Genomic DNA, 24348 nt, shown 5'->3' with positions numbered 1-24348 from the left:
GGGGAACCCCGCCGTGCGCCTACGTCTGCTCCATCGCTGCCTGCCCTTGCTGGGCCTCGCCTGCTTCTCCGCCGCCCACGCGGAAAACGTCTACCTGTTCTCGCTGGGCGGCGGCGTGAGCTCGCGCTACCTGGGTAGCCGCGACTACCGGCCCATCCTGGCGCCGATGATCTCGGCCCGCTTCGACAACGGCTTCTTCCTCGGCATGGACGGCGCCGGCTACCGCCGCGATTTCTCGAACGGCCTGTTCGTCTCCGCGGCGCTCTCCTACGACGACGGCCGCGCCGACGAGAACCGCTTCGACCGCAACGGCTCCGACTACCTCAAGGGCATGGGCAATATCCCCGGCTCGTTGCTGCTGTCGCTGAAGGCCGGCGCGCGCGTGTTCGGCGTGTCCACCGTGAGCGTCACGCTCGACCAGCCGCTCACCCACACCACGCGCGGCGTGAGCGGCCATCTCGACCTCGAGGTGCCGGTGTTCCAGACCACGGCCGACAGCGTCAGCGTGACCAGCAGCCTGCACGCCGGCAGCGGCCGCTACAACCAGACCTTCTTCGGCGTCAGTGCCGCGCAGGCGGCGAGCAGCCGCTTCGCGGCCTACTCGACCAAGGGCGGTTTCGATCGCGCCACCGTCTCGGCGGCCTGGACCCACTCGCTCTCGCAGCGCTGGTCGATCACCACCACCGGCGGCCTCACGCGCCTGTTCGGCTCCTCGAGCAACAGCCCGATCGTGCAGAGCAAGAACAGCTGGTTCGGCATGAGCGCGGTGACCTACCGCTACTGATCGCCCCGGGAGCCGGCCGCGCGCCGGCTGGCCGACGCGCGGCGGGCGGCAGGAGACGCATCCCCCGGCGGGAGCGCGCGGGCGGCGCGCTACAATGCGTCGTTTGATGCCGTGCTCGTCCGGAGCGCGGCCCGCGCCAAGCCGGCCCGCCAGCTCCCGTATCCGATGACCCAGCCCCGTTCCGCCCGTCCTTCCCGTTCGTCACGCCCCAGCCCGTCCAGCCAGCGGCCTTCCGCGCCGCGCCTGTCGGCGCTGCACCTGCCGCCCGACTCGCTCGGCTACGCGCTGGACGGCGCCGCGCGCGCGATCACGGCGGTCTCGCAAGGCTCGGCGCTGCCCGCCGCGCTGGCGGCGGTGCAGGCCGCCCAGCCGGCCGCCGCGCAGCCGCTTTCGCGCGGCGCGATCCAGGACATCGCCTACCGCGCCATGCGCCGGCTCGGCACCGCCGAATGGCTGGTCGGTACGCTGGTCAGCAAGGCCCCGCCCGAGCACGTGCGCGCGCTGCTGGCCTGCGCGCTGGCGCTGCTGCTCGACGACGAAGCCGAGGCGGCCTATACGCCGTTCACGGTGGTCGACCAGGCGGTCACGGCGGTCGGCGCGCGGCGCGAGTTCGCCTTCGCGAAGGGGCTCGTCAACGCGGTGCTGCGCCGTTTCCTGCGCGAGCGCGAGACGTTCGCCGCGCAATGGCAGGCCGATCGCGGCGCGCGCTGGAACTATCGCGGCTGGTGGATCGACGCGGTCGAGCGCGCCTGGCCCGAACACTGGCAGTCGATCCTCGCGGCCGCCGAGCGGCCCGGCCCGCTGACGCTGCGCGTGAACGCGCGGCATACCGATGTCGACGCCTATCTGGCCACGCTGCGCGAACACGGCATCGAGGCCGACGCGGTCGGCCGCCACGCGGTGCGGCTGGCTTCGCCGCTGCCGGTGGACCGGATTCCCGGCTTCGCCGACGGCGTGGTCTCGGTGCAGGACGCGGGCGCGCAACTGGCCGCCGAGTGGCTGGGCGCGCGCGACGGAATGCGCGTGCTCGACGCCTGCGCGGCGCCGGGCGGCAAGACCGGGCATTTGCTCGAACTGGCCGATGTCGAGGTGGTGGCACTGGAGAGTGACGCGACGCGCGCCGAGCGCATCGGCGAGAACCTGGCGCGCCTGAAGCTGGCCGCCGAGGTGCGCGTGGGCGATGCCGGCGCACCCGAAGCCTGGCACGACGGCCGCGCTTTCGACCGGATCCTGGCCGACGTGCCCTGCTCGGCTTCGGGCATCGTGCGGCGCCATCCCGACATCCGCTGGCTGCGCCGCGAGGCCGACATCGCGGCGCTGGTAGCCGAGCAGCGCCGCATCCTGCTGGCGCTGTGGCCGCTGCTGAAGCCGGGCGGCGAATTGCTCTACGTGACCTGCTCGATCTTCCCCGAGGAAGGCGAGCAACAGGCGCGCTGGTTTGAAGACGCGGTTCAAGATGCGGTACGATTGGACGCGCCCGGGCAACTGCTGCCGCGGGTCGCCGCGAGCCGGCTGCCTGGCGATGCCGGTCACGACGAGGCCGCGCGGCAGGCCGACCACGACGGATTCTTCTACGCGCGCTTTCAGAAACGGTGACGATCTCACGCCTCCTTCCACTTCGGTTCGCGTCCGCGCTGCTGGTCGCGATCACGCTGTGCCTCGCCGTCGTCGCGCCGGCCCATGCCGATCCGATCAACGTGCAGCGCGCCTCGCTGCAATCGGACGGTAGCGGCTGGGCGCTCGACGCGCGCTTCGAGTTCGACCTGAACGCCAACCTCGAGGACGCCGTCAACAAGGGCATCCCGCTCTACTTCACCACCGATTTCGAGCTGAGCCGCGCGCGCTGGTACTGGTTCGACGAGCAGCCGGTGTCGGTCTCGCAGACCATCCGCCTGTCGTTCCAGCCGCTCACGCGCGAATATCGCGTCTCCACGGGCGGCCTGCAGCTTGGCTTCCCGACCCTCAAGGACGCGCTCGCGGTGATCCAGCACGTGACCTCCTGGCATGTGATCGACCGCGCCCAGGTGGTTCCCGGCGAGACCTACACGGCCTCGGTGCGCATGCAGCTCGACACCGCGCTGATGCCCAAGCCGTTCCAGGTCGACGCGGTGAACAACCGCGACTGGACCCTGGTCTCGGAGTGGAAGCGCTTCACCTTCACGGTGGCCGATCGTGCGAAATAACCTGCGCCGCTTCTTCGGCAAGAGCCTGCTGGTGCGCGTGATCGTCTCGACGGTCGCGGTCACCGCCTTGCTGCTGCTGGTGCTGCTCGCGGCGGCCAGCGCCAATACCGAATTCTTCGACCGCTACTACTCCTGGCTCTATACCGCCAACATCCTGGTCGCGCTGGTGTTCCTGCTGGTGGTGATGAGCCTGGTCGGCATGATCGTGGTGCGGCTGCGCAAGGGCAAGTTCGGCACGCGCCTGCTGGCCAAGCTGGCGGTGTTCTTCGCCCTGGTCGGGGTGGTGCCGGGCGGCATCATCTACATCGTGTCCTACCAGTTCGTGTCGCGCAGCATCGAGTCCTGGTTCGACGTCAACGTCGAGACCGCGCTGACGGCCGGCCTCAACCTCGGGCGCGACACGCTCGACGCCTCGCTGTCGGACCTGCGCAGCAAGGCGCGGCTGATGTCCGAGCAGCTCGCCAGCGCCGATACGAATACCAACGGCACCACGCTCACCCTGCTGCGCCTGCGCGACCAGTTCGGCGTGCAGGACGCCACCATCGTCGAGCCGGGCCACGGCAATTCGGGCGCGGCGCCCGACCTGCATATCGTGGCGCAGGCCTCGGGCAATTTCGCGGCGCTGATCCCCGACGACATGCCGACCCCGCTGATGCTGGGCCAGGCGCGCGAGCACGGCGGCTACGCGGCGATCGAGGGCGAGGTGGACGGCGATCCGCGCGCGCGCGGATCGAAGGGCGCGCTGCGGCTGCGCGTGGTGCAGCGCATCCCCGATTCCTCCACGGCCCTGCTGCAGCCGGCCGAGCGCTACCTGCAGCTGACCCAGCCGGTGTCGCCCACCCTGGCGCGCAATGCCGACGCGGTGCAGCGCGCCTATCGCGAGTATCAGGAGAAGTCGCTGGGCCGCAGCGGGCTGCGCAAGATGTACATCGGCACGCTCACGCTCGCGCTGTTCCTGGCCACCTTCATCGCGATGATGATCGCGCTGGCGCTCGGCAACCAGCTGGCGCGGCCGCTGTTCCTGCTGGCGCAGGGCACCAAGGAAGTGGCCGAGGGCGACTACACGCCCAAGCGCGAGCTGAAGACGCGCGACGAGCTCGGCTTCCTGACCCAGTCCTTCAACGCCATGACGCGCCAGCTTTCCGAGGCGCGCCTGGCGGTGGAGCGCAACCGCGTCGCGCTCGAATATTCGAAGGCCTATCTCGAAAGCATCCTCGCCAACCTGACCGCCGGCGTGTTCGTGCTCGACCGGCAGTTCCGCCTGAGCATCGCCAACCGCGGCGCCGAGCGCATCTTCCGCCAGCCGTTCCAGTCGCAGACCGGCACCGTGCTCGACCAGATCGCGGCGGTGGCCGAATTCGGCGCGATGGTGCGCAAGGCCTTCGCCGATCGCGAGGCGGCCGGCCAGGGCGGCGGCGAGGATCGCGGCCACTGGCAGCAGCAGTTCGCGGTGGTGGTGCCCGGCGAAACCGATCCGCTCACGCTGCTGGTACGCGGCACGCGTCTTGCGTCCGCGCTGGCCAGCGAGGCCGCCGATCCGCAGACTTCCGGCTACGTGGTGGTGTTCGACGACATCTCCGACGTGATCTCCGCGCAGCGCTCGGTGGCCTGGGGCGAGGTGGCGCGGCGCCTCGCGCACGAGATCAAGAATCCGCTCACGCCGATCCAGCTCTCGGCCGAGCGCCTGCAGATGAAGCTGGCCGACAAGCTCGCGCCGAACGACGCCGAGGTGCTCAAGCGCGGCGCGACCACCATCGTCAACCAGGTCGCGGCGATGAAGCGCATGGTCGACGATTTCCGCGACTACGCGCGCACGCCGCCGGCCGTGCTCGGCAACCTGCAGTTGAACGAACTCGTCAGCGAGGTGCTGACGCTGTACGGTGTGGGCGAGGGCAAGAACATGATCGTGGTCGAGCAGGGCCCGCTGCCGGTGATCCGCGGCGACGCCACGCAATTGCGCCAGGTGATCCACAACCTGCTGCAGAACGCGCAGGATTCGGTGGCCGAAGTCGCGCAACCACGTGTGTGGCTCGAAACGAGGGCAGTAGAATATGGCGACCCCGATGCGGACGGGACCAAGCGCATCGCGGTGCGCTTGACCGTTTCCGACAACGGTCCCGGTTTCCCGGCGCGCATCCTCACGCGCGCCTTCGAGCCTTACGTCACGACGAAGGCCAAGGGCACCGGGCTGGGGCTCGCGACGGTGAAGAAGATCGTCGACGAACACGGTGCGCGGATCGATCTGCGCAACCGCATGCAGGGTGAAGTCGTCGAGGGTGCGCAGGTCTCCATCCTCTTCCTGCAACTCGCCGACGACACGACGGGCTCCGAGGGCGGAGCGAACAGCGGAACGGCACCCGCCAAGACAAAAGCAACAGTGCAGACAAGGGCAGCGTAAATGGCAACCATCCTGGTGGTAGATGATGAAATGGGCATCCGGGAATTGCTCTCGGAAATCCTCGCCGACGAAGGACATGTCGTCGAAGTGGCGGAAAACGCGCAGGCCGCGCGCGAGTATCGCCAGCGTCAGGCGCCCGATCTCGTGCTGCTCGACATCTGGATGCCCGATACCGACGGCGTCACGTTGTTGAAGGAGTGGGCGAGCCACGGGCAACTCACCATGCCGGTGATCATGATGTCCGGGCACGCGACGATCGACACCGCCGTCGAGGCGACCAAGATCGGCGCGCTCGACTTCCTCGAGAAGCCGATCGCGCTGCAGAAGCTGCTCAAGTCGGTCGAGCACGGCCTCGCGCGCGGCGCCGCGCCGGTGCCGCAGCATCCGGCCGCCAAGCCCGCGGCCGGGCCGACGGCGGTGGCTTCGGCGGCCGCGCTGCCGGTCCTGGGCGAGGACGCGCCGGCCGTGCCGGGCCTCGCCGGCCAGACCGCGGCGATCCCGTTCGACATCCCCTTGCGCGAGGCGCGCGACGCCTTCGAGCGCGCCTACTTCGAGTACCACCTGGCGCGCGAGAACGGCAGCATGACGCGCGTGGCGGAAAAGACGGGCCTGGAGCGCACCCACCTCTATCGCAAGCTCAAGCAGCTCGGCGTCGAGCTCGGCAAGAAGCCGACCGAGGGCGGGATCTGAGCTTTTGCGGAATTTTTAAAAAGGGGCTTGCCAGGTTGATGGGGCCTGGCTATACTCTCACTTCTTCGTTGGCCCGGTAGCTCAGTTGGTAGAGCAGCGGATTGAAAATCCGCGTGTCGTTGGTTCGATTCCGACCCAGGCCACCACATTCGAAAAGGTCCAAAAGCTTCACGGCTTTTGGACCTTTTCCCTTTTGAAGGCCGGGGATCCGCGTGCGCTACATGCCGCCGCCCGATTCCCGGTATGCGGCGCTGCATATGGCCGCGCCCGGGCGAAATACCGGGCCGCATGATAAAATCCCTGCCGACTCAAAGACTTGAAGGACTTGAGGACGCTGGTTTTCCGCGCCGCAAGTCCTTTTTTGTTTGACGCTCTGCCGCCGCACGCCGCGGACGCGGCGCCGCGCGCCCGGTAGCGCCCACGCGGGCGCCCCCGCCACGCATCGGCGGCGTCCCCGGGCATCGCGCGCCGCGAGCCCCCTGATACGGAGTACACGGTGATTCGGACAGACGCTAAAGGCGGCGCGCTCGTGCTGTTTTCCGGCGGCCAGGATTCGGCGACCTGCGTCGCCTGGGCGCTCGAGCATTATTCGACGGTCGAGACGCTCGGCTTCGATTACGGCCAGCGCCATCGCGTCGAGCTCGAATGCCGCGAGGGCGTGCGCGAGGCGCTGCGCACGCGCTTTCCGCAATGGACCAACCGGCTCGGCGACGATCACATGATCGACCTGTCGGTGCTCGGCGCGATCAGCGACACCGCCATGACGCGCGCCATCGAGATCGAGACCAGCGCCAACGGGCTGCCCAACACCTTCGTGCCGGGCCGCAACCTGCTGTTCATGACGATCGCGGCGGCCCTGGCCTATCGGCGCGGGCTGAAGGTGCTGGTCGGCGGCATGTGCGAGACCGATTTCTCGGGCTATCCCGATTGCCGCGACGACACCATGAAGGCGCTGCAGGTGGCGCTCAATCTCGGCATGGACACGCGCATGGTGCTCGAGACGCCGCTGATGTGGCTCGACAAGGCCGATACCTGGCGCCTCGCCGAGCAACTGGGCGGCGCCGAGCTGGTCGAACTGGTGCGCGTCGAGACCCACACCTGCTACGTCGGCGAGCGCGCCGAACTGCACGACTGGGGCTTCGGCTGCGGCGCCTGCCCGGCCTGCAAGCTGCGCAAGCGCGGCTACGAGGCGTATCGCAGCGGCGAGCAGGTCACCGAGATGCCGGCCTGAACGGCAGGGCGGCAGGGTACGCAAGCAGGGCGAATCAGGAAGCAGGCAAGACCAACGAAGCAGCACGATGTGACGCGCGAACGCTCGCGCATCGCCCGGAATCACTGGCATCAGGCGCCGCATGAGGCGCGGGAAAGGAACGGACGGCTCGCGCCGCCGGCTCAGCGAATGACGTACACGGTCAAGGAAATCTTCTACACGTTGCAGGGCGAGGGCGCCAACGCCGGTCGCCCGGCCGTGTTCTGCCGGTTCGCCGGCTGCAATCTGTGGACCGGCCGCGAGGCCGATCGCGAAACGGCCGTGTGCCGCTTCTGCGATACCGATTTTGTCGGCACCGACGGCGAGAACGGCGGCAAGTTCAAGACCCCGGAGCAGCTCGCCGCGATGGTCGCCTCGCTGTGGCCCGAGGGCGAGGCCAACCGCTTCGTGGTCTGCACCGGCGGCGAGCCGATGCTGCAACTGGACCAGCCGTTGGTCGACGCGCTGCACGCGCAGGGCTTCGAGATCGCCATCGAGACCAACGGCTCGCTGCCGGTGCTCGAGACGATCGACTGGATCTGCGTGAGCCCGAAGGCCGATGCGCCACTGGTGGTCACCAAGGGGCACGAGCTGAAGGTGGTGGTCCCGCAGGACAACCAGCGCCTGGCCGACTACGCCAGGCTCGACTTCGACTACTTCCTGGTGCAGCCGATGGACGGCCCCTCGCGCGACATCAACACGAAGCTCGCGATCGACTGGTGCAAGCGCCATCCGCAATGGCGGCTGTCGATGCAGACCCACAAATACCTGAACATTCCCTGAGCCGCGCGCTTCATTCATCGTGCTGATTACCCGAAAACTCGAATTCGACGCGGGGCACCGCATCCCCGACCACCGAAGCCAGTGCCGCAACCTGCATGGCCATCGCTACGTGCTCGAAATCACGCTGCGCGGCGACCTGGTCGACACCGAGGGCGCGCCCGACCGCGGCATGGTGATGGATTTCGCCGACGTGAAGTCGCTCGCCATGGAGCACCTGGTCGGCAAGTGGGACCACGCCTTCCTGGTCTATGCGCGCGACGAGGTGGTGCGCTCCTTCCTCGAGAAGATGGCCGACCACAAGACGGTGGTGCTCGATCGCATCCCGACCGTCGAGAATCTCGCGGCGGTGGCCTTCGATATCCTCGCCGACGTCTATGACGCTCACTACGGCGTGAACCTGCGTCTCGAGCGCGTGCGCCTGTACGAGACGCCGAACTGCTGGGCCGACGTCGAGCGCGATCCGGCGCGCTGAGCCTGGCTCGGCACGTCGTCCGGCGCGCCGGCTTTCCCGCCGCCGCATCCTTGTCTGCACGGGCCGCATCCGCCGGCCCGTTTTTGTTCCCCCTGGCCTGGCCGCCCCGCGTCGCATCACCGGCCCGGGCCCGCCGCCGTCCCGCCGTTCGCCTTGCCGCACCGCGCTTCGCGCCGCCCGCGGCCGGCCCCGGCAGCACAATTCTGATCACGGTAAGATCGTCGCGCGCGCGATGCGGGCGAGCCTGCCCGGCTTGCCGGCAACGCGCGCAGCCACCCGCTCGGGAGCCCGCGTCAGCCTTGCGCCGCGCGTGCCTTCCCCGCTACAAGAATCGACTCCGCCACACGCATGACGGGGCAACCGCTGCGCGTGCGCGCGACCAGCAGGAGGACAGGAGATGAACGGTTTTCGGATGCGAACGGCGGGCGCCGCGTTCGCGCTAGGCCTGGCGAGCATGATGCTGGCGGCCAGCCAGCCGGCCCGGGCGGCGGATGCGGCAGCATCTGGCGCATCGAGCGTGCCGGCTGCCGCGAGCGCCTCGGGCGCGTCGGGCACATCGTCGACGCGCCGCTCGGTGCCCCATGGCAAGCTGCGCCGGCCGGCCCCGGCCTCGAAGGCCACCGCCGACGCGGTGGCCGACTACAACGCCGGCGACTACGCCTCGGCGCTGGCCGGTTTCGGCCGCTCCGCGCGTCGCGGCGACCGGCTCGCGCAGTTCGACTACGCGATGATGCTGCTCAAGGGCGAAGGCGGCCCGGCCAACCAGGCCGACGGCCTGCACTGGCTGAACCAGGCGGCCGATGCCGGCATGACGCAAGCGCAGTACGTGCTCGGCACCATGTACGACGACGGCCAGTTCGTGGCGCGCGACCCGGCCGTCGCGCATGGCTGGTTCCTGAAGGCGGCACAGCAGGGCCATATGGAGGCGCAGCTCGCGCTGGCCAACCAGTTCCTCGACGGCCGCGGCACGCCGCGCGACAACCACCAGGCCTTCGAGTGGTATCGCAAGGCCGCCGACGCGGGCGAGCCGACCGCGCAATACGTGACGGCCTCGTTCTACGAGCGCGGCGGCGACGGCGTCGCGGTCGACCTCAACCTCGCGCGCGTCTATTACGCGGCGGCGGCCGTGCATGGCGACGAGGTGGCCGCGCTCAAGTACCAGGAAGTCAGCACCGCGCTGCGCAAGCAGGTCGCGGCCGCCTCCGCGGCTTCGGCTGCCTCGGCCGGCGCCGTCCCCGCCGCAGAGGCACCGCAAGCGGCCTCGCAATGACAAAGCGGCGCCGCAGCGCCGCTTGATCGAAGCAGAGTCGTGGCGGCTGCGGCCGCTACGATTTCATCAGCCGCTTCTGCCGCCCGACGCTCATGATCAGCCCGGTGGCGACGCCCAGCGTGATCAGCGCGGTGCCGCCGTAGCTCATGAAGGGCAGCGGCACGCCCACCACCGGCAGCACGCCGCTGACCATGCCCACGTTGACGAAGGCATAGGTGAAGAAGCCCAGCGACAGCGAGCCGGCCAAGAGGCGCCCGAACAGCGTCGAACCCTGCGCGGCGATATAGAGCCCGCGCGCGATCAGCACCATGTAGAGCGTGAGCAGCACCAGCCCGCCCACCAGCCCGAATTCCTCGGAATAGACCGCGAAGATGAAGTCGGTGTGCTTCTCGGGGATGAACTCGAGGTGGGCCTGGGTGCCCTTCAGGTAGCCCTTGCCGACCGGGCCGCCCGAGCCGATCGCGATCACCGCCTGGATGGTGTGGAAGCCCTTGCCGAGCGGGTCCGAGGTCGGGTCGAGCAGGGTGCAGACGCGGTGCTTCTGATAGTCGTGCATCAACGGCCAGACCACCTGCGGCTGGCAGATCTTGTCCTCGAAGGTGGCGATCGCGGCCACCGCGATCGCGCCGGCCACCAGCACCGGCACGATCAGCTTGAACGACAGCCCGGCCAGGTAGATCACGAACAGGCCAGCCGCGAACACCAGCATCGCGGTGCCCAGGTCGGGCTGCTTGGCGATCAGGCCGACCGGCACCAGCAGGATCGCGAAGGCCACCAGGTAGTCGTACCAGCGGATATTGCCCTCGCGCCGCTGGTAGTACCAGGCCAGCATCAGCGGGGTGGCGATCTTGAGGATCTCCGAGGGCTGGATCACCACGCCGACGTTGAGCCAGCGCTTGGCGCCCTTCTTGGTCATTCCGAACAGCGCCACCGCCACCAGCAGCGCGACGCCGAAGGTATAGAGCGGCACCGCGAAGCGCATCAGCGTCTGCGGTGGGATGTTCGCGATGATCCACATCAGCACGAAGGTCAGCATGATGTTGCGCAACTGGTCTTCGACCCGGCCCGGCATGTCGATGGTCGCGCTGTAGAGCGTGACGATCCCGACGCAGAGCAGCAGGAACACGATCAGCGCGAGCGGGCGGTCGAAGCCCGCGAACATCTGCTTTGCCTTGTCGAGCCAGGCGCGCTTGTCGAATTGCATGCCTATCTCCGTCATTCGTCGGTGTCGGCCGCGGCGGGCCGGCGGGTGCCGCGCTGTCCGTCGCGCGCGGCCGCCGGGGCGGGCGGCGCGGCCGGGTCGTTGGCGGGGGCGCGGTGCGGCTTGCGCGGCAGGCGCCGCATCTGGGCCGCGCTCGCGGCGCTGGCGGGCTCGGGCGAGGCGCCGGCGGCGGCCTCGCCGGCGGTGATGGAGGCGCCGCCCGGGGCGGCGGAGGCCGTGCCCGAAGCGCCCGAGGCGGCCTCGGCGCCGCTCGCGCCGCTGGCCGCGGCCGGCGGCACCGGTTGCGGCAGCGCCGTGAAGCCCGCCGCGATCTCCACCGGCCGCGTGGTGTCGCCCACCACCGGCGCGCTGACCGGCTCGGTCGCCGAGGCGGCGGCGGCCACCGCGGCGGCCTCGCTGCCCGGGTTCTGGCGATCGACCAGGTAGAAGTCCAGCACCTTGCGCGCGATCGGGCCGGCCGACTGCGCGCCCCAGCCGCCGTTCTCGACGATCAGCGCCAGCGCGATCTTCGGGTGGTCGGCGGGCGCGTAGGCGGTGAACAGCGCGTGGTCGCGCAGGTGCTCGGCCAGCAGGTGGCCGTGGTAGTTGGCGCCCTGCAGCGAGAACACCTGGGCCGTGCCGGTCTTGCCGGCCGCCGTGTAGGCCGCGCCGCGGAAGATCTTGTAGGCGGTGCCGGACGGGTTCTCGATCACGTTCTCCAGGCCGCGCTTGACCACGTCGATATCGGCCTGCTTGAGCGGGATCACCGCGCTTTCCTTGGGCACCGTCAGGTGCCGCTCGCGCGTGATCGGGTTCTCGATCTCCTTGACCAGGTGGGGCTTCATCACCACGCCGTTGTCGGCCAGCGTGGCCATCGCGTGCGCCAGCTGCAGGATCGTGAAGGAGTTGTAGCCCTGGCCGATCCCCAGGCTGATGGTCTCGCCGTCGTACCACTTCTGCAGCGCCGGCTTGCGGAAGGTCTTCTTCTTCCATTCCGGCGAGGGCAGCACGCCGCGCGCCTCGCCCTGGATGTCGATGCCGGTGATCTGGCCGAAGCCGAACGGCTTCATGAAGTTGGCGATGTTGGTGACGCCCAGGTCGCGCGCCAGCATGTAGAAATAGGTGTCGTTCGACACCATGATGGCGCGGTTCATGTCCACCCAGCCCTGGCCCGAGCGCACGTCGTTGCGGAAGGTGTGGCCGCCGAAGGTGAAGTAGCCGGGATCCTGGAAGCCCCAGCCCGGCGTGCGCTTGCCCAGCTCCAGGCCGGCCAGCGCCATGAAGGGCTTGTAGGTCGAGCCGGGCGGGTAGGTGCCGTGCAGCGGGCGGTTCAGCAGCGGCTTGTCGGGCGAGTTGTTGAGCTCGTCCCAGGTCTGCTGGTCGATGCCGTCCACGAAGGAGTTGGGATCGAAGCTCGGCGAGGACACGAAGGCCAGCACGTCGCCGGTGGCCGGCTCGATCGCCACCAGCGCGCCGCGCTTGCCGGCGAAGGCCTGCTCGGCCACCTGCTGCAGGCCGATGTCGAGCGACAGCACCAGGTTGTTGCCGGGCGTGGCCTGGGTGCGCGAGAGCGTGCGCACCGGGCGCCCGCCGGCGGTCACCTCGACCTCCTCGAAGCCGGTGATGCCGTGCAGGTCGGTCTCGTAGCTCTGCTCGACGCCGATCTTGCCGATGTAGTCGGTGCCCTTGTAGTTGTTGGCGTCGCGACGCGGATCGTAATGCTCGGGATCGCTGTCGTTCTCGTCGCTCATCGCGTCGATCTTGTCCTGGTCGCGCTTCGAGATCCGGCCGATGTAGCCGATCACGTGCGCGGCGGTGGGGCCCAGCGGGTACTGGCGGAACAGCCTCGCGCGCACCTCGACGCCGGGGAAGCGCCAGCGCTGCGCGGTGAAGCGCGCGACTTCCTCGTCGGTCAGGCGGGTGCGGATCGGCAGGCTCTCGAAGTTCTTCGAGTCCTCCTGCAGCTTCTTGAAGCGGCGCCGGTCGCGCGCGTCGATCGGCACCACCTCGGAGAGCGCGTTGATGGTGTTGTCGAGCGTGTCGGTCAGCTTCGAGGGCGTGATCTCGAGCGTGTAGGCCGAGTAGTTGCGCGCCAGCACCACGCCGTTGCGGTCGGTGATGATGCCGCGGTTCGGCACGATCGGCGCCACCGAGATGCGGTTCTCGTCGGCCTGCAGCGCGTACTTGCCATGCTGCCAGACCTGCAGGTAGAAGAAGCGCGTGGCCAGCAGCCCGAAGCAGACGAACACGAACACGCCCGCCGCCGCGACGCGCAGGCGGAACTTCGAGAGCTGCTGCTGGGTGTCCTTGAATTCGGTCATGCGGAATCGGGGAAAAGCGGGGGCAGGACGGCGGCCGGCGCCCGGGCCGGCATCGCGGCCGGCAGGGCGACGGCGGCGAGCGCCGGGGAGGACGGAAGCGGGGCGCTCGACATGAGGCGGCCGGGGCGGCTCAGATCGGCCGCGTGTCGTCCGGATCGACCGGGCGGCGTTGCGGCATCAACAGCAGGAGGCTGGCGACCGGCCATAGCACGGCCTCCACGAAGCCGTCGGCCAGGTAGCTCCAGCCGGGGAAGGCGGCGCCCATGATCAGGCGGATCACGAACGGCACCAGTTGGGCCAGCACCAGCAGCGGCGCGACATAGAACATCTGCACGCCGAGCGAGAGCCACAGCACGCGGCGGTGGATCGTGATCGCGCCGTAGGACAGCAGCGTGTAGGCCAGCGCGTGCTCGCCGAGCAGGCCGGCGTCGTGCACGTCCATCAGGATGCCGAGCAGGAAGGCCACGCCCATGCCGACCTTGCGCGGCTGGTGGATGTTCCAGAACAGCAGCACCAGGGCCACGAAGTCGGGCACGCCGGGCAGCCGGCCCCAGGGCATCAGGTTCAGCAGGAAGGCGGCCGCCAGGCTGAAGACGATGAAGGTCGGGTTGACCGGCTGCAGGATGTATTGCGGGCGGCTCATGGCTGCGTTCCCCGGGACGGCGCGGCGGCCGGGGCCTGCTGGGTGGCTGGCGGGGCGGGCTGGGTATTGGCCGCCGGCTTCGCGGCGGGCGCGGGGCGCCCGCTCCTGGCGGCGGGGGCTGCCTGGGCCGGCGCCGGCGCGGTGGCGGCCGGCTTATCGCCGGCGGCGGGCGCCGCGCCCTTGCCCTTGTCGGCGGCCTTCGCGCCCTTCTTGCCCTTGGCGTTCTTGTCCGCGTCCGGGTCGACCGGGCGCGGCGGCACGTCGTTCTGGTAGTGCAGCACCAGCATCTCGCGCGCGCCGCGCACCGCCGCCACCGGCATGCAGACCACGTGCGCGAAGGCGGTGTCGGCCAGCTTGTCGATCCGCACCACCTTGGCCACCGGCAGGCCCGGCGGGTAGGTGCCGTCCAGGCCGCTGGTCACCAGCTCGTCGCCCACCATCAGGTCGGCGCTGGTCGGCACGAAGCGCAGGTCCAGCGAATCGCCCTTCGGGGTGCCGTAGATCACGCTGCGCAACCCGGTGCGCAGCACCTGCACGGGAATCGCCAGGTCGCGATCGGTGATCAGGGTGATCTCGGACTGCAGCGGGAACACGCGCGTGACCTGGCCGACCACGCCGTCCTCGGTCACCACCGGCGCGCCGTTCTGGATGTCGTCGTGCGAGCCGTGGCCGATCACCACCTTCTGCGAGAACGGATCGCTGGTGTCGTACTGGATCTCGACCGGGGTGGACTGGGCGGCGATCCGCGCGCGCAGGCCCAGCACGGCGCGCAGGTGCGCGTTGTCGGACATCAGCTGGCCGGCCTGGTTGGCCTGCAGCGACAGCGCCAGATTGCGCTCGCGCAGCTGCTGGTTGTCGTGGCGCAGCGAGGCATTGGTGGCGGCGAGGTCGGCGGCGCCCATGAACAGGTCGCGCGGCACCAGCGCGGCCCGTTGCAGCGGGAACAGCGCGGTGCCCAGGATGCCCCGGACGATTTCGAGCGTACTGAAGCGCGCATCCGAGACGAGGAGCGCGATCGCCAGCGCGACGAAGAAGATCAGCCGCGCGAGCGCGGAAGGACCTTGCTTGAAGAGGGGCGGCGGACTGTATTCCATGGTCGGCGCCGGGCGCTTGATCGGTTAAATGATCCTCAGACGCGAAAAACGCGCGGCGGTTCGGCTGATCTTGCCAAGCCGGCGCGTCGCGCGTGCGTCGTCGGTGACTGCTGCCGGGGGCGGGCGCCCGCCGGCATGGGCCGCGCGCGTCGCCCGACGACGCGGCCCGGGCCCGGATTTATTCGTACGAGAAGATGCTGCCGAGCTTGTCCATGCGCTCGAGCGCCATGCCGGAGCCGCGCACCACGCAGGTCAGCGGATCCTCGGCGACCAGCACCGGCAGGCCGGTTTCCTCGGCCAGCAGGCGGTCCAGGTCGCGCAGCAGCGCGCCGCCGCCGGTCAGCATCATGCCGCGCTCGGCGATGTCGGCGCCCAGTTCCGGCGGGGTCTGTTCGAGGGCGATTTTCACCGACGAGACGATCTGGTTCAGCGGATCGGTCAGCGCCTCGAGGATTTCGTTGCTGGAGATCGTGAAGCTGCGCGGAATGCCTTCCGACAGGTTGCGGCCCTTCACTTCCATCTCCTTGACCTCGGAGCCGGGGAAGGCGGAGCCGATTTCCTTCTTGATCGCCTCGGCGGTCTGCTCGCCGATCAGCATGCCGTAGTTGCGGCGGATGTAGTTGACGATCGCCTCGTCGAACTTGTCGCCGCCCACGCGCACCGAACCCTTGTAGACGATGCCGCCCAGCGAGATCACGCCCACCTCGGTGGTGCCGCCGCCGATGTCCACCACCATCGAGCCGGTGGCTTCCGAGACCGGCAGGCCCGCGCCGATCGCGGCCGCCATCGGCTCCTCGATCAGGTAGACCTGCGAGGCGCCGGCGCCGTGCGCGGCTTCCTTGATGGCGCGGCGCTCGACCTGGGTCGAGCCGCAGGGCACGCAGATGATGATGCGCGGCGAGGGCGAGAACATCCGCGACTCGTGCGCCGTCTTGATGAACTGCTTGATCATCTGCTCGGTGACGGTGAAGTCGGCGATCACGCCGTCTTTCATCGGACGGATCGCCTCGATGTTGCCCGGCACCTTGCCGAGCATCTGCTTGGCTTCCTTGCCGACCGCCTGGATCGTCTTCTTGCCGTTGGGGCCGCCTTCCTGGCGGATCGACACGACGGACGGCTCATCGAGGACGATGCCCTTGCCGCGCATGTAGATGAGGGTGTTTGCGGTGCCGAGATCGATCGCGAGATCGTTGGAGAAGTAGCTGCGCAAAAAACCGAACATTCAGAATCCTGTCTCGCTCTGGGCCGACCCCGGGCCGTGTTGGCGCGCTGGGGTGGCGGCGGAAAAAATAACAGCCTCGGATCGGGCGGGAGCGGCCGCCTCGGGAACGCGAAGCTGCGTGTGAAATCTACCGGGGCCGTCGCGCGAGCCGCGCGGCAGGCGGGGCTGATGACAGCCGGCTTGCAGCTAACGGTAAGCCGTGCGGGAGGGACGGTCCGGGGCTGGGTCGAACGCGTAATGATACCTTATAATTTCCGGGTATTTGAACCCAAACGGACCGTCAATTCACCGCTTCGTCCCCGCTTTTTGAGGGTTCGAACGAGTCCTCCAACCCCCTGTCGCGGCGCGGCTTCCGGTGCGCCGCACCAGCCCAGTTTTTCCGGTGAAACGCATGGCTTTGACCCTGAACGATGTGAAACGCATCGCGCACCTCGCGCGGCTCGAGATAGCCGACGCCGAGGCCGAGCACACGCTCGCCCAGCTCAACGACTTCTTCGGCCTGGTCGAGCAGATGCGCGCCGTCGACACGACCGGCATCGCGCCGCTCGCGCACCCGATCGAGCAGATCCAGGACGTGGCCCAGCGCCTGCGCGAGGACGTCGTGACCGAGCACGTGAATCGCGACGAGAACCAGCGCCCGGCGCCCGCCGTCCAGGACGGCCTGTTCCTGGTGCCGAAGGTGATCGAATAACAAGGCCGGCCCACCCGGCCCGGGATCGCGGCTCGCCGCGCTCGCTCAAGAATCCAGGAATCCTCCAGCAATGCATGCCAACAGCCTGACCGAACTGCGCGCCGCGCTCGACGCCGGCCAAACCTCGGCCGTCGAGCTCGCGCAGCTCTACCTGCAACGCATCGACGCGGCGCGCGAGCTCAACGCGTTCGTCCACGTCGATCCCGATCTCACCCTGGCCCAGGCGCGCGCCGCCGACGCCGCGCGCGCGGCCGGCACCGCCGGCCCGCTGGCCGGCCTGCCGATCGCCCACAAGGACGTGTTCGTCACGCGCGGCTGGCGCTCCACGGCCGGTTCGAAGATGCTGGCTAACTACACCAGCCCGTTCGACGCCACCGTGGTCGAGCGGCTCGCCGCGGCCGGCATGGTGACGCTCGGCAAGACCAACATGGACGAGTTCGCGATGGGCTCGTCCAACGAGAACTCGGCTTTCGGCGCCGTCAAGAACCCCTGGGACACCCTGGCCGTGCCGGGCGGCAGCTCGGGCGGCAGCGCCGCGGCGGTGGCCGCGCGCCTGGCGCCGGCCGCCACCGGCACCGATACCGGCGGCTCGATCCGCCAGCCGGCCTCGTTCGCCGGCGTGACCGGCATCAAGCCGACCTACGGGCGCGTGTCGCGCTACGGCATGATCGCCTTCGCCTCCTCGCTCGACCAGGGCGGCCCGATGGCCCAGAGCGCGGCCGACTGCGCGCTGCTGCTCGACGCGATGGCCGGCTTCGACGCGCGTGACTCCACCAGCCTGGAGCGCGACGACGAGCAGTTCGGCCGCCATCTCGGCCAGGCCTGGACGCCCGAGGCGCCGGCCGGCCGGCCGCTCGAGGGCCTGCGCATCGGCCTGCCGAACGAGTATTTCGGCGAAGGCCTGGCGGCGGACGTGCGCGCGGCGATCGACGCGGCGCTCAAGCAGTACGAGACGCTCGGCGCCACCCTGGTGCCGGTCTCGCTGCCCAAGACGGAACTCTCGATCCCGGTCTATTACGTGATCGCGCCGGCCGAGGCCTCCTCGAACCTGTCGCGCTTCGACGGCGTGCGCTACGGCCATCGCGCCGCCCAGTACGACGACCTGCTCGACATGTACAAGAAGTCGCGCGCCGAGGGCTTCGGGCCCGAGGTCAAGCGCCGGATCCTGGTGGGCACCTACGTGCTCTCGCACGGCTACTACGACGCCTACTACCTGCAGGCGCAGAAGATCCGCCGCATCATCGCGCAGGATTTCCAGAACGCCTTCGAGCAGTGCGACGTGATCATGGGCCCGGCCTCGCCGAGCGTGGCCTGGGACCTCGGCGCCAAGGGCGACGATCCGGTCCAGATGTACCTGGCCGATATCTACACGCTGTCGGTGAGCCTGGCGGGCCTGCCCGGCATGAGCGTGCCCTGCGGCTTCGGCGCCGGCGCCAATGCGCGGCGCCCGGTCGGCCTGCAGATCATCGGCAACTATTTCAACGAAGCCCGGATGCTGCAGGTGGCCGACGCGTTCCAGCGCGTGACCGATTGGCACAAGCAAGTTCCGGCGGGGGTGTAAGACATGGCTCAGCAGTGGGAAGTCGTTATCGGTCTGGAGACGCACGCGCAATTGTCGACGGCGTCGAAGATCTTCTCGGGCGCCTCGACGCAGTTCGGCGCTGAACCCAACACCCAGGCCTGCGCGGTCGATCTCGCCCTGCCCGGCGTGCTGCCGGTGCTCAACCGCGGCGCGGTGGAGCGGGCGATCCGGCTGGGCCTCGCGCTCGGCTCGACGGTGGCGCAGCGCAGCATCTTCGCGCGCAAGAATTACTTCTACCCGGATCTTCCCAAGGGCTACCAGATCAGCCAGTACGAGATCCCGGTGGTGCAGGGCGGCCAGCTCACGATCCAGGTGCCGGCCAACGAGAAGGCGGGCAAGGAAGCCTACTCGAAGACCATCAACCTGACGCGCGCCCACCTGGAAGAGGATGCCGGCAAGTCGCTGCACGAGGACTTCGCGGGCATGACGGGCATCGACCTGAACCGCGCCGGCACGCCGCTGCTCGAGATCGTCACCGAGCCCGAGATGCGCAGCGCCGCCGAGGCGGTGGCCTATGCCAAGGCGCTGCACGCGCTGGTGATGTGGCTCGGCATCTGCGACGGCAACATGCAGGAAGGCTCGTTCCGCTGCGATGCGAACGTCTCGGTGCGCCCGCTGGGGCAGGAGAAGTTCGGCACGCGCGCCGAGATCAAGAACCTGAACTCGTTCCGCTTCCTGGAGGACGCCATCAACTACGAGGTGCGTCGCCAGATCGAATTGATCGAGGACGGCGGCACGGTGGTGCAGGAAACCCGCCTCTACGATCCGGACAAGCGCGAGACGCGCTCGATGCGCAGCAAGGAAGACGCGCAGGACTACCGCTATTTCCCGGATCCGGACCTGATGCCGGTGGTGATCGACCCGAAGTGGGTCGAGCGCGTGCGCGGCGAGATGCCGGAGCTGCCGGCCGCGATGCAGCAGCGTTTCGTCGAGCAGTACGGCGTGACGCCCTACGACGCGGTGGTGCTGACCGCCAGCAAGGCGATGGCGGCTTACTTCGAAACAGTTGTCGATAAATTGAGCGACGTTCGCGACGCTGGTGTTATGCAAGCGAAGGGTGTGGCCAACTGGATTATTGGCGATGTTTCTGCGCAGTTGAACCGTGACGGGATTGAAATTGATGCATCGCCTGTCTCAGCCGCTCAACTAGCATTGCTACTGCGCCGCATCGCCGACGGCACCATCTCGAACAAGATCGCCAAGGAAATCTTCCAGGCGATCTGGGACGAGAAGGCCGGCGACGAAGCCGCCGCCGACCGCATCATCGAGGCCAAGGGGCTCAAGCAGATCTCCGACAGCGGCGCGCTGGAGGCGATCATCGACGAGGTGCTGGCGGCCAACGCCAAGTCGGTCGAGGAGTTCCGCGCCGGCAAGGAGAAGGCCTTCAACGCGCTGGTCGGCCAGGCGATGAAGGCGACCAAGGGCAAGGCGAACCCGGCCCAGGTCAACGAGCTGCTGAAGAAGAAGCTGGGCTGAGGCGGGGGCGGGCCACAGGCTGCGGCATCGTTCGCCGCCGGATCGCCTGCCGCGGGATCGCCCGCCGCTTCAACGGGCCGCTGCCGGGCCGGGTGTCCGCGGCGGCTCGTTGCGTTATGCTCGTTGGTTCGTGTCGCGGCAGCGGCCATGCAGGCAGCGTCCGGCCCGCCGCGCCCGCGACATCCCGAACCCGTTCCAGGAGGCAGTGATGGCGAAGCCAGTGTCGCTCGACGATTTCCTCGTGCCGTTCCACACCGACGAGAAGGCCGCGGCCGCGTTCCAGCTCGATCGGTTCGAGCCCGGCGCCAAGCCGTTCTCGGCGGGCTCGAAGGACACCGACCGGGCGCGCCTGTCCGAGCTGTCGATGAAGATCGACGCGCTGCAGGACATGCTGCACACGCAGCCGCGCAAGCGCCTCCTGCTGGTGCTGCAGGGCATGGACACCAGCGGCAAGGACGGCACCGTGCGCGCGGTGTTCCACGAGGTCGACCCGCTCGGCCTGCGGGTGGTGCCGTTCAAGGCGCCCACCTCGGTCGAGCTGGCGCACGACTTCCTCTGGCGCGTCCACGCGCAGGCGCCGGCCGCCGGCGAGCTGACCATCTTCAACCGCAGCCACTACGAGGACGTGCTGGTGCCGCGCGTGCTGGAGAGCATCGACAAGGCCGAATGCGAGCGCCGCTTCCGGCAGATCCGCCAGTTCGAGGAGATGCTGCACGAATCGGGCACCACCATCGTCAAGTGCTTCCTGCACATCTCCAAGGGCGAGCAGCGCGAGCGCCTGCAGTCGCGCATCGACGATCCGAACAAGCACTGGAAGTTCGACGTCGCCGATCTCGAGGCGCGCAAGTACTGGGACGCCTACCAGATCGCCTATCGCGACGCGCTGGCCGCCACCTCGGCGCCGCATGCGCCGTGGTACGTGATCCCGGCCGATTCCAAGACGCATCGCAACGTGATGGTCGCCGAGCTGCTGCTGCGCGAGCTGACCGCCATGAAGCTGGCCTATCCGCCCGCCAAGCCCGAACTGGAGGGCGTGAAGGTCGAGTGAGCCGCCGCCCGGATCACGCGTTGCGCCCCAACCCACGAACCGAACAACACTGAACGGAAACACATCATGCTGCGTGTCATCACGGCGAACCTGAACGGCATCCGCTCGGCCGCGAAGAAGGGCTTCTTCGACTGGCTCGGCGACCAGAAGGCCGACTGCGTCTGCGTCCAGGAAATCAAGGTGTCGGCCGACGACCTGCCGCCCGAGTTCGCGGCGCCGCACGGCTTCACCGGCCATTTCCACCATGCCGAGAAGAAGGGCTACAGCGGCGCGGGCCTCTACACGCGGCGCGAGCCCGACGACCTGATCATCGGCTACGGCAGCAGCGAGTTCGACAGCGAGGGGCGTTATGTCGAGGCGCGCTACGGCAAGCTTTCGGTGATCTCGGTCTACGTGCCCTCGGGCTCGAGCGGCGAGGAGCGCCAGCAGGCCAAGTTCCGCTTCATGGCCGAGTTCATGCCGCACCTGGCCGAGCTGAAGGCGAAGAAGCGCGAGGTGATCCTCTGCGGCGATGTCAACATCGTCCACAAGGAAATCGACATCCGCAACTGGAAGAGCAACCAGAAGAACTCGGGTTGCCTGCCCGAGGAGCGCGCCTGGCTGACCCAGCTGTTCGACGAGGTCGGCTATGTCGACGTGTTCCGCACGCTGGACCCGCGCCCGGATCAATACACCTGGTGGAGCAACCGCGGCCAGGCCTACGCGAAGAACGTGGGGTGGCGGATCGACTACCAGATCGCCACGCCGGGCGTGGCCGGCACCGCCAAGCAGACCTCGATCTTCCGCGATATCAAGTTCAGCGACCACGCGCCGCTGACGGTCGACTACGACTACAAGTAAGCGCGAGGCCGCTCGATGAAACGGCGCCGCCGGGATTGCTCCCGGCGGCGCCGTTCTGCTTTCGCGGCGAGGCTGGCGCGCCGCCGGGCGGCAGCGCCTCACCTCATGATTTGCCCGACCTCAGGCCGCCTGCTTCAGCGAGGCGATGTCGATCACGAAGCGGTACTTCACGTCGCTCTTGAGCATGCGCTCGTAGGCGTCGTTGATGTCCTGGATCTTGATCATCTCGATGTCCGAGGCGATGCCGTGCTCGGCGCAGAAATCGAGCATCTCCTGCGTCTCGGCGATGCCGCCGATCAGCGAGCCGGCCAGGCGGCGGCGCTTGAAGATCAGGTTGAACACCTGCGGCGACGGGTGATCGTGCTCGGGCGCGCCCACCAGCGTCATGGTGCCGTCGCGCTTGAGCAGGTTCAGGAACGGGTTGAGGTCGTGCTGCGCGGCCACCGTGTTGACGATCAGGTCGAAGGAGTTGAGATGCGCGTTCATCTGCGCCTCGTCCTTCGAGATCACCACTTCGTGCGCGCCCAGGCGCTTGCCGTCCTCGATCTTCGAGGGCGAGGTGGTGAACAGCACCACGTGCGCGCCCATCGCGCGAGCCAGCTTCACGCCCATGTGGCCGAGGCCGCCCAGACCGACGATGCCGACCTTCTTGCCGGGGCCGGCGCCCCACTGGCGCAGCGGCGAGTAGGTGGTGATGCCGGCGCACAGCAGCGGCGCGGCGGCGGCCGGGTCGAGCTTGTCCGACACGCTCAGCACGAAGGCTTCGTCGACCACCACCTGCGAGGAGTAGCCGCCGTAGGTGATCTCGCCCGTCACGCGGTCCTGGCCGTTGTAGGTGCCGACGAAGCCGTTCTCGCAGTATTGCTCGAGGCCGTCCGCGCAGCTCGGGCAGGTGCGGCAGGAGTCGACCAGGCAGCCGACGCCGACCATGTCGCCGGTCTTGAAGCGCGTCACTTCGGGGCCGACCGCCGTCACGCGGCCGACGATCTCGTGGCCCGGCACCACCGGGTAGACCGAGTTGCGCCACTCGTTGCGCGCCTGGTGCAGATCGGAGTGGCAGACGCCGCAGTAGAGGATCTCGATCTGGACGTCGAGATCGCGCAGCGCGCGTCGCTGGATTTCGAGGGGGGCGAGCGGCGAAGTCGCGCTCTGCGCCGCGTAGGCGTAAGTCGTGCTCATTGAGGAGGCTCCTTACCATGGGAATCGAAACGATTCGCGCGGCCGCTGAAACCGACGACCCGGAGGATCCGGGAGGCCGCGGCGAAACGGGTACCCATGGTAGGGACGGGGCTGGGGCCCCGATATACCTGAAGGTCTTGAAGCTTTGCCTATTCCTCTTGAATTGTGCATATGCAACACGCGGGGGCCTGCCGCGGTGCTAGATTGCAAGCCTGATCCTATTACGGCCATGGGACGCGCAATGAGCTTCGAACCCCTGATACCGGATGGCGACCTGCGCGTGCAGCAGCGCATCATCGAGCTGCTCGGCCAGCTCGCCCCGAACGACGGCTACACCGATGCCGCGCTGGAAGGCGTGCGCTTCATGCGCGTGAACACCTCCACGCCGCGCTGCCCGGTGCTCTACGAGCCCAGCATCGTGATCGTCTGCCAGGGCCGCAAGATCGGTTATGTCGGCGATCGCACCTTCGTCTACGACGAGCGCCAGTACCTGGTGATGTCGGTGCCGCTGCCCTTCGAGTGCGAGACCTTTACCGCGGAACACGGTCCGTTCCTGGCGATCTCGGTGCGCATCGATCTCGGCGTGATCGCCGAGCTGGCGATGCTGCTGGAGGAAACCCACGGCGCGGCGGTCAGCGAGCCCGACAGCATCTGCTCGACGCCGCTCGGCGCGCCGCTGGCCGACGCGGTGCTGCGCCTGCTGGAGGTGCTGCAATCGCCGCACGACACGCGCGTGCTGGGCCCCTCGATCATGCGCGAGATCGGCTATCGCGTGCTGACCGGGGAGCAGGGCGACGGGATCCGCGCGGCGCTGGCCCAGCAGCATCACTTCGGCCGCATCGCCAAGGCGCTGCGCCGCATCCACATGCATCTCGAGGGCGAGCATTCGGTCGACATGCTGGCGGCCGAGGCCGGCATGAGCGCGGCCGTGTTCCATGCGCATTTCCGCCGCGTGACCGGCACCTCGCCGATGCAGTACGTGAAGGCCACGCGCCTGCATCACGCGCGGCTGCTGCTGGTGCAGCACGGTGTGAGCGCGGGCCTGGCGGCCGCGCGCGTCGGTTACGCGAGCGCCTCGCAGTTCAGCCGCGAATTCAAGCGCATGTTCGGCCGCAGCCCCGGCGACGAGGTGCGCTGGGTGCAGGCCTCGCGCGGCCTGGTGGCGAGCGACGAGACCGTCGAGGTCGAATGAGAAGGGCGCGCCGCGCGGCGCGCCCGATGC

General features: G+C 68.8%; 20 protein-coding genes, 1 tRNA gene and 1 pseudogene. 16 read left to right on the top strand and 6 right to left on the bottom strand.

The features are described 5' to 3' along the window. Positions 1-40 precede the first annotated feature (40 nt). From FB600_RS05780 to FB600_RS05735, 10 genes are all read left to right on the top strand, one after another. On the top strand, positions 41-784 hold the full coding sequence (locus FB600_RS05780; RefSeq protein ID WP_164467602.1) for a MipA/OmpV family protein: 744 nt from the start codon (positions 41-43) through the stop codon (positions 782-784). Between the two features lie 165 nt (positions 785-949). Beyond that, entirely contained in the window at positions 950-2380 is a 1431-nt protein-coding gene (rsmB, locus tag FB600_RS05775; protein ID WP_098154719.1) for a 16S rRNA (cytosine(967)-C(5))-methyltransferase RsmB, read from the top strand. Then, the gene (locus FB600_RS05770; RefSeq protein ID WP_145756352.1) at positions 2377-2967 is read left to right on the top strand and encodes a DUF4390 domain-containing protein; all 591 of its coding nucleotides are present in this window, start codon (positions 2377-2379) and stop codon (positions 2965-2967) included. Before rsmB ends, FB600_RS05770 begins: the two co-directional genes overlap by 4 nt. Continuing rightward, a complete protein-coding gene (gene esaS / locus FB600_RS05765; protein ID WP_096750020.1) occupies positions 2957-5365 on the top strand; it encodes a sensor histidine kinase EsaS in 2409 nt (802 codons plus the stop codon). Before FB600_RS05770 ends, esaS begins: the two co-directional genes overlap by 11 nt. Beyond that, complete coding sequence (gene esaR / locus FB600_RS05760; protein ID WP_096750021.1) at positions 5366-6055, top strand: response regulator transcription factor EsaR; 690 nt, start codon at positions 5366-5368, stop codon at positions 6053-6055. A 70-nt stretch (positions 6056-6125) separates the two neighbouring features. After that, a tRNA-Phe gene (locus FB600_RS05755) sits at positions 6126-6201 on the top strand. A 350-nt stretch (positions 6202-6551) separates the two neighbouring features. Further along, entirely contained in the window at positions 6552-7286 is a 735-nt protein-coding gene (gene queC / locus FB600_RS05750; protein ID WP_013699740.1) for a 7-cyano-7-deazaguanine synthase QueC, read from the top strand. Between the two features lie 168 nt (positions 7287-7454). Then, positions 7455-8087 (top strand): 7-carboxy-7-deazaguanine synthase, encoded by a 633-nt coding sequence (gene queE, locus FB600_RS05745; protein ID WP_013699739.1) that lies wholly within the window; start codon positions 7455-7457, stop codon positions 8085-8087. Between the two features lie 19 nt (positions 8088-8106). After that, positions 8107-8559, top strand: a complete 453-nt coding sequence (gene queD / locus FB600_RS05740; protein ID WP_013699738.1) for a 6-carboxytetrahydropterin synthase QueD — start codon at positions 8107-8109, stop codon at positions 8557-8559. A 397-nt stretch (positions 8560-8956) separates the two neighbouring features. Next, positions 8957-9829 (top strand): tetratricopeptide repeat protein, encoded by an 873-nt coding sequence (locus FB600_RS05735; RefSeq protein WP_145756351.1) that lies wholly within the window; start codon positions 8957-8959, stop codon positions 9827-9829. 55 nt (positions 9830-9884) lie between these two features. Here FB600_RS05735 and rodA read toward each other — a convergent pair whose 3' ends face one another. From rodA to FB600_RS05710, 5 genes and pseudogenes are all read right to left on the bottom strand, one after another. Then, entirely contained in the window at positions 9885-11033 is a 1149-nt protein-coding gene (gene rodA / locus FB600_RS05730; protein WP_096750024.1) for a rod shape-determining protein RodA, read from the bottom strand. Then, positions 10999-13351 (bottom strand): annotated as a pseudogene (gene mrdA, locus FB600_RS05725) (penicillin-binding protein 2); the annotation flags it as partial. The gene rodA and the pseudogene mrdA, both read right to left, overlap by 35 nt. 130 nt (positions 13352-13481) lie before the next feature. Further along, a complete protein-coding gene (gene mreD / locus FB600_RS05720; protein ID WP_096750025.1) occupies positions 13482-13994 on the bottom strand; it encodes a rod shape-determining protein MreD in 513 nt (170 codons plus the stop codon). Next, the gene (gene mreC, locus FB600_RS05715) at positions 13991-15088 is read right to left on the bottom strand and encodes a rod shape-determining protein MreC (RefSeq protein WP_098181476.1); all 1098 of its coding nucleotides are present in this window, start codon (positions 15086-15088) and stop codon (positions 13991-13993) included. The genes mreD and mreC overlap by 4 nt, the downstream gene beginning before the upstream one ends. A 178-nt stretch (positions 15089-15266) precedes the next feature. Further along, positions 15267-16310 (bottom strand): rod shape-determining protein, encoded by a 1044-nt coding sequence (locus FB600_RS05710; RefSeq protein WP_004189550.1) that lies wholly within the window; start codon positions 16308-16310, stop codon positions 15267-15269. 391 nt (positions 16311-16701) lie between these two features. Here FB600_RS05710 and gatC point away from each other — a divergent pair, with 391 nt between their 5' ends. The 5 genes from gatC (at position 16702) to FB600_RS05685 (ending at position 21947) form a co-directional block, all read left to right on the top strand. Then, positions 16702-17001, top strand: a complete 300-nt coding sequence (gene gatC, locus FB600_RS05705) for an Asp-tRNA(Asn)/Glu-tRNA(Gln) amidotransferase subunit GatC (RefSeq protein WP_096750027.1) — start codon at positions 16702-16704, stop codon at positions 16999-17001. A 70-nt stretch (positions 17002-17071) separates the two neighbouring features. Beyond that, complete coding sequence (gatA, locus tag FB600_RS05700) at positions 17072-18562, top strand: Asp-tRNA(Asn)/Glu-tRNA(Gln) amidotransferase subunit GatA (protein WP_096750028.1); 1491 nt, start codon at positions 17072-17074, stop codon at positions 18560-18562. A 3-nt stretch (positions 18563-18565) separates the two neighbouring features. Next, entirely contained in the window at positions 18566-20059 is a 1494-nt protein-coding gene (gene gatB / locus FB600_RS05695) for an Asp-tRNA(Asn)/Glu-tRNA(Gln) amidotransferase subunit GatB (protein WP_098181477.1), read from the top strand. A 208-nt stretch (positions 20060-20267) separates the two neighbouring features. Further along, the gene (locus tag FB600_RS05690; protein ID WP_145756350.1) at positions 20268-21107 is read left to right on the top strand and encodes a PPK2 family polyphosphate kinase; all 840 of its coding nucleotides are present in this window, start codon (positions 20268-20270) and stop codon (positions 21105-21107) included. A 66-nt stretch (positions 21108-21173) separates the two neighbouring features. After that, entirely contained in the window at positions 21174-21947 is a 774-nt protein-coding gene (locus tag FB600_RS05685) for an exodeoxyribonuclease III (protein ID WP_013699728.1), read from the top strand. Positions 21948-22067: 120 nt separating this feature from the next. Here the strand turns inward: FB600_RS05685 and FB600_RS05680 are convergent, their stop codons facing one another. Next, on the bottom strand, positions 22068-23126 hold the full coding sequence (locus FB600_RS05680) for an NAD(P)-dependent alcohol dehydrogenase (RefSeq protein ID WP_047836804.1): 1059 nt from the start codon (positions 23124-23126) through the stop codon (positions 22068-22070). 241 nt (positions 23127-23367) lie between these two features. Between FB600_RS05680 and FB600_RS05675 the strand changes: the two genes are divergently transcribed. Further along, a complete protein-coding gene (locus tag FB600_RS05675) occupies positions 23368-24318 on the top strand; it encodes an AraC family transcriptional regulator (RefSeq protein WP_036039116.1) in 951 nt (316 codons plus the stop codon). The last annotated feature ends 30 nt before the right edge of the window (positions 24319-24348 follow it).

The organism is Burkholderia sp. SJZ089 (assembly GCF_007828315.1).
Taxonomy (GTDB): Bacteria; Pseudomonadota; Gammaproteobacteria; order Burkholderiales; family Burkholderiaceae; genus Burkholderia; species Burkholderia gladioli.
Note: the sequence above shows the minus strand (reverse complement) of the source record. Positions and strands in the feature narration are given on the sequence as shown.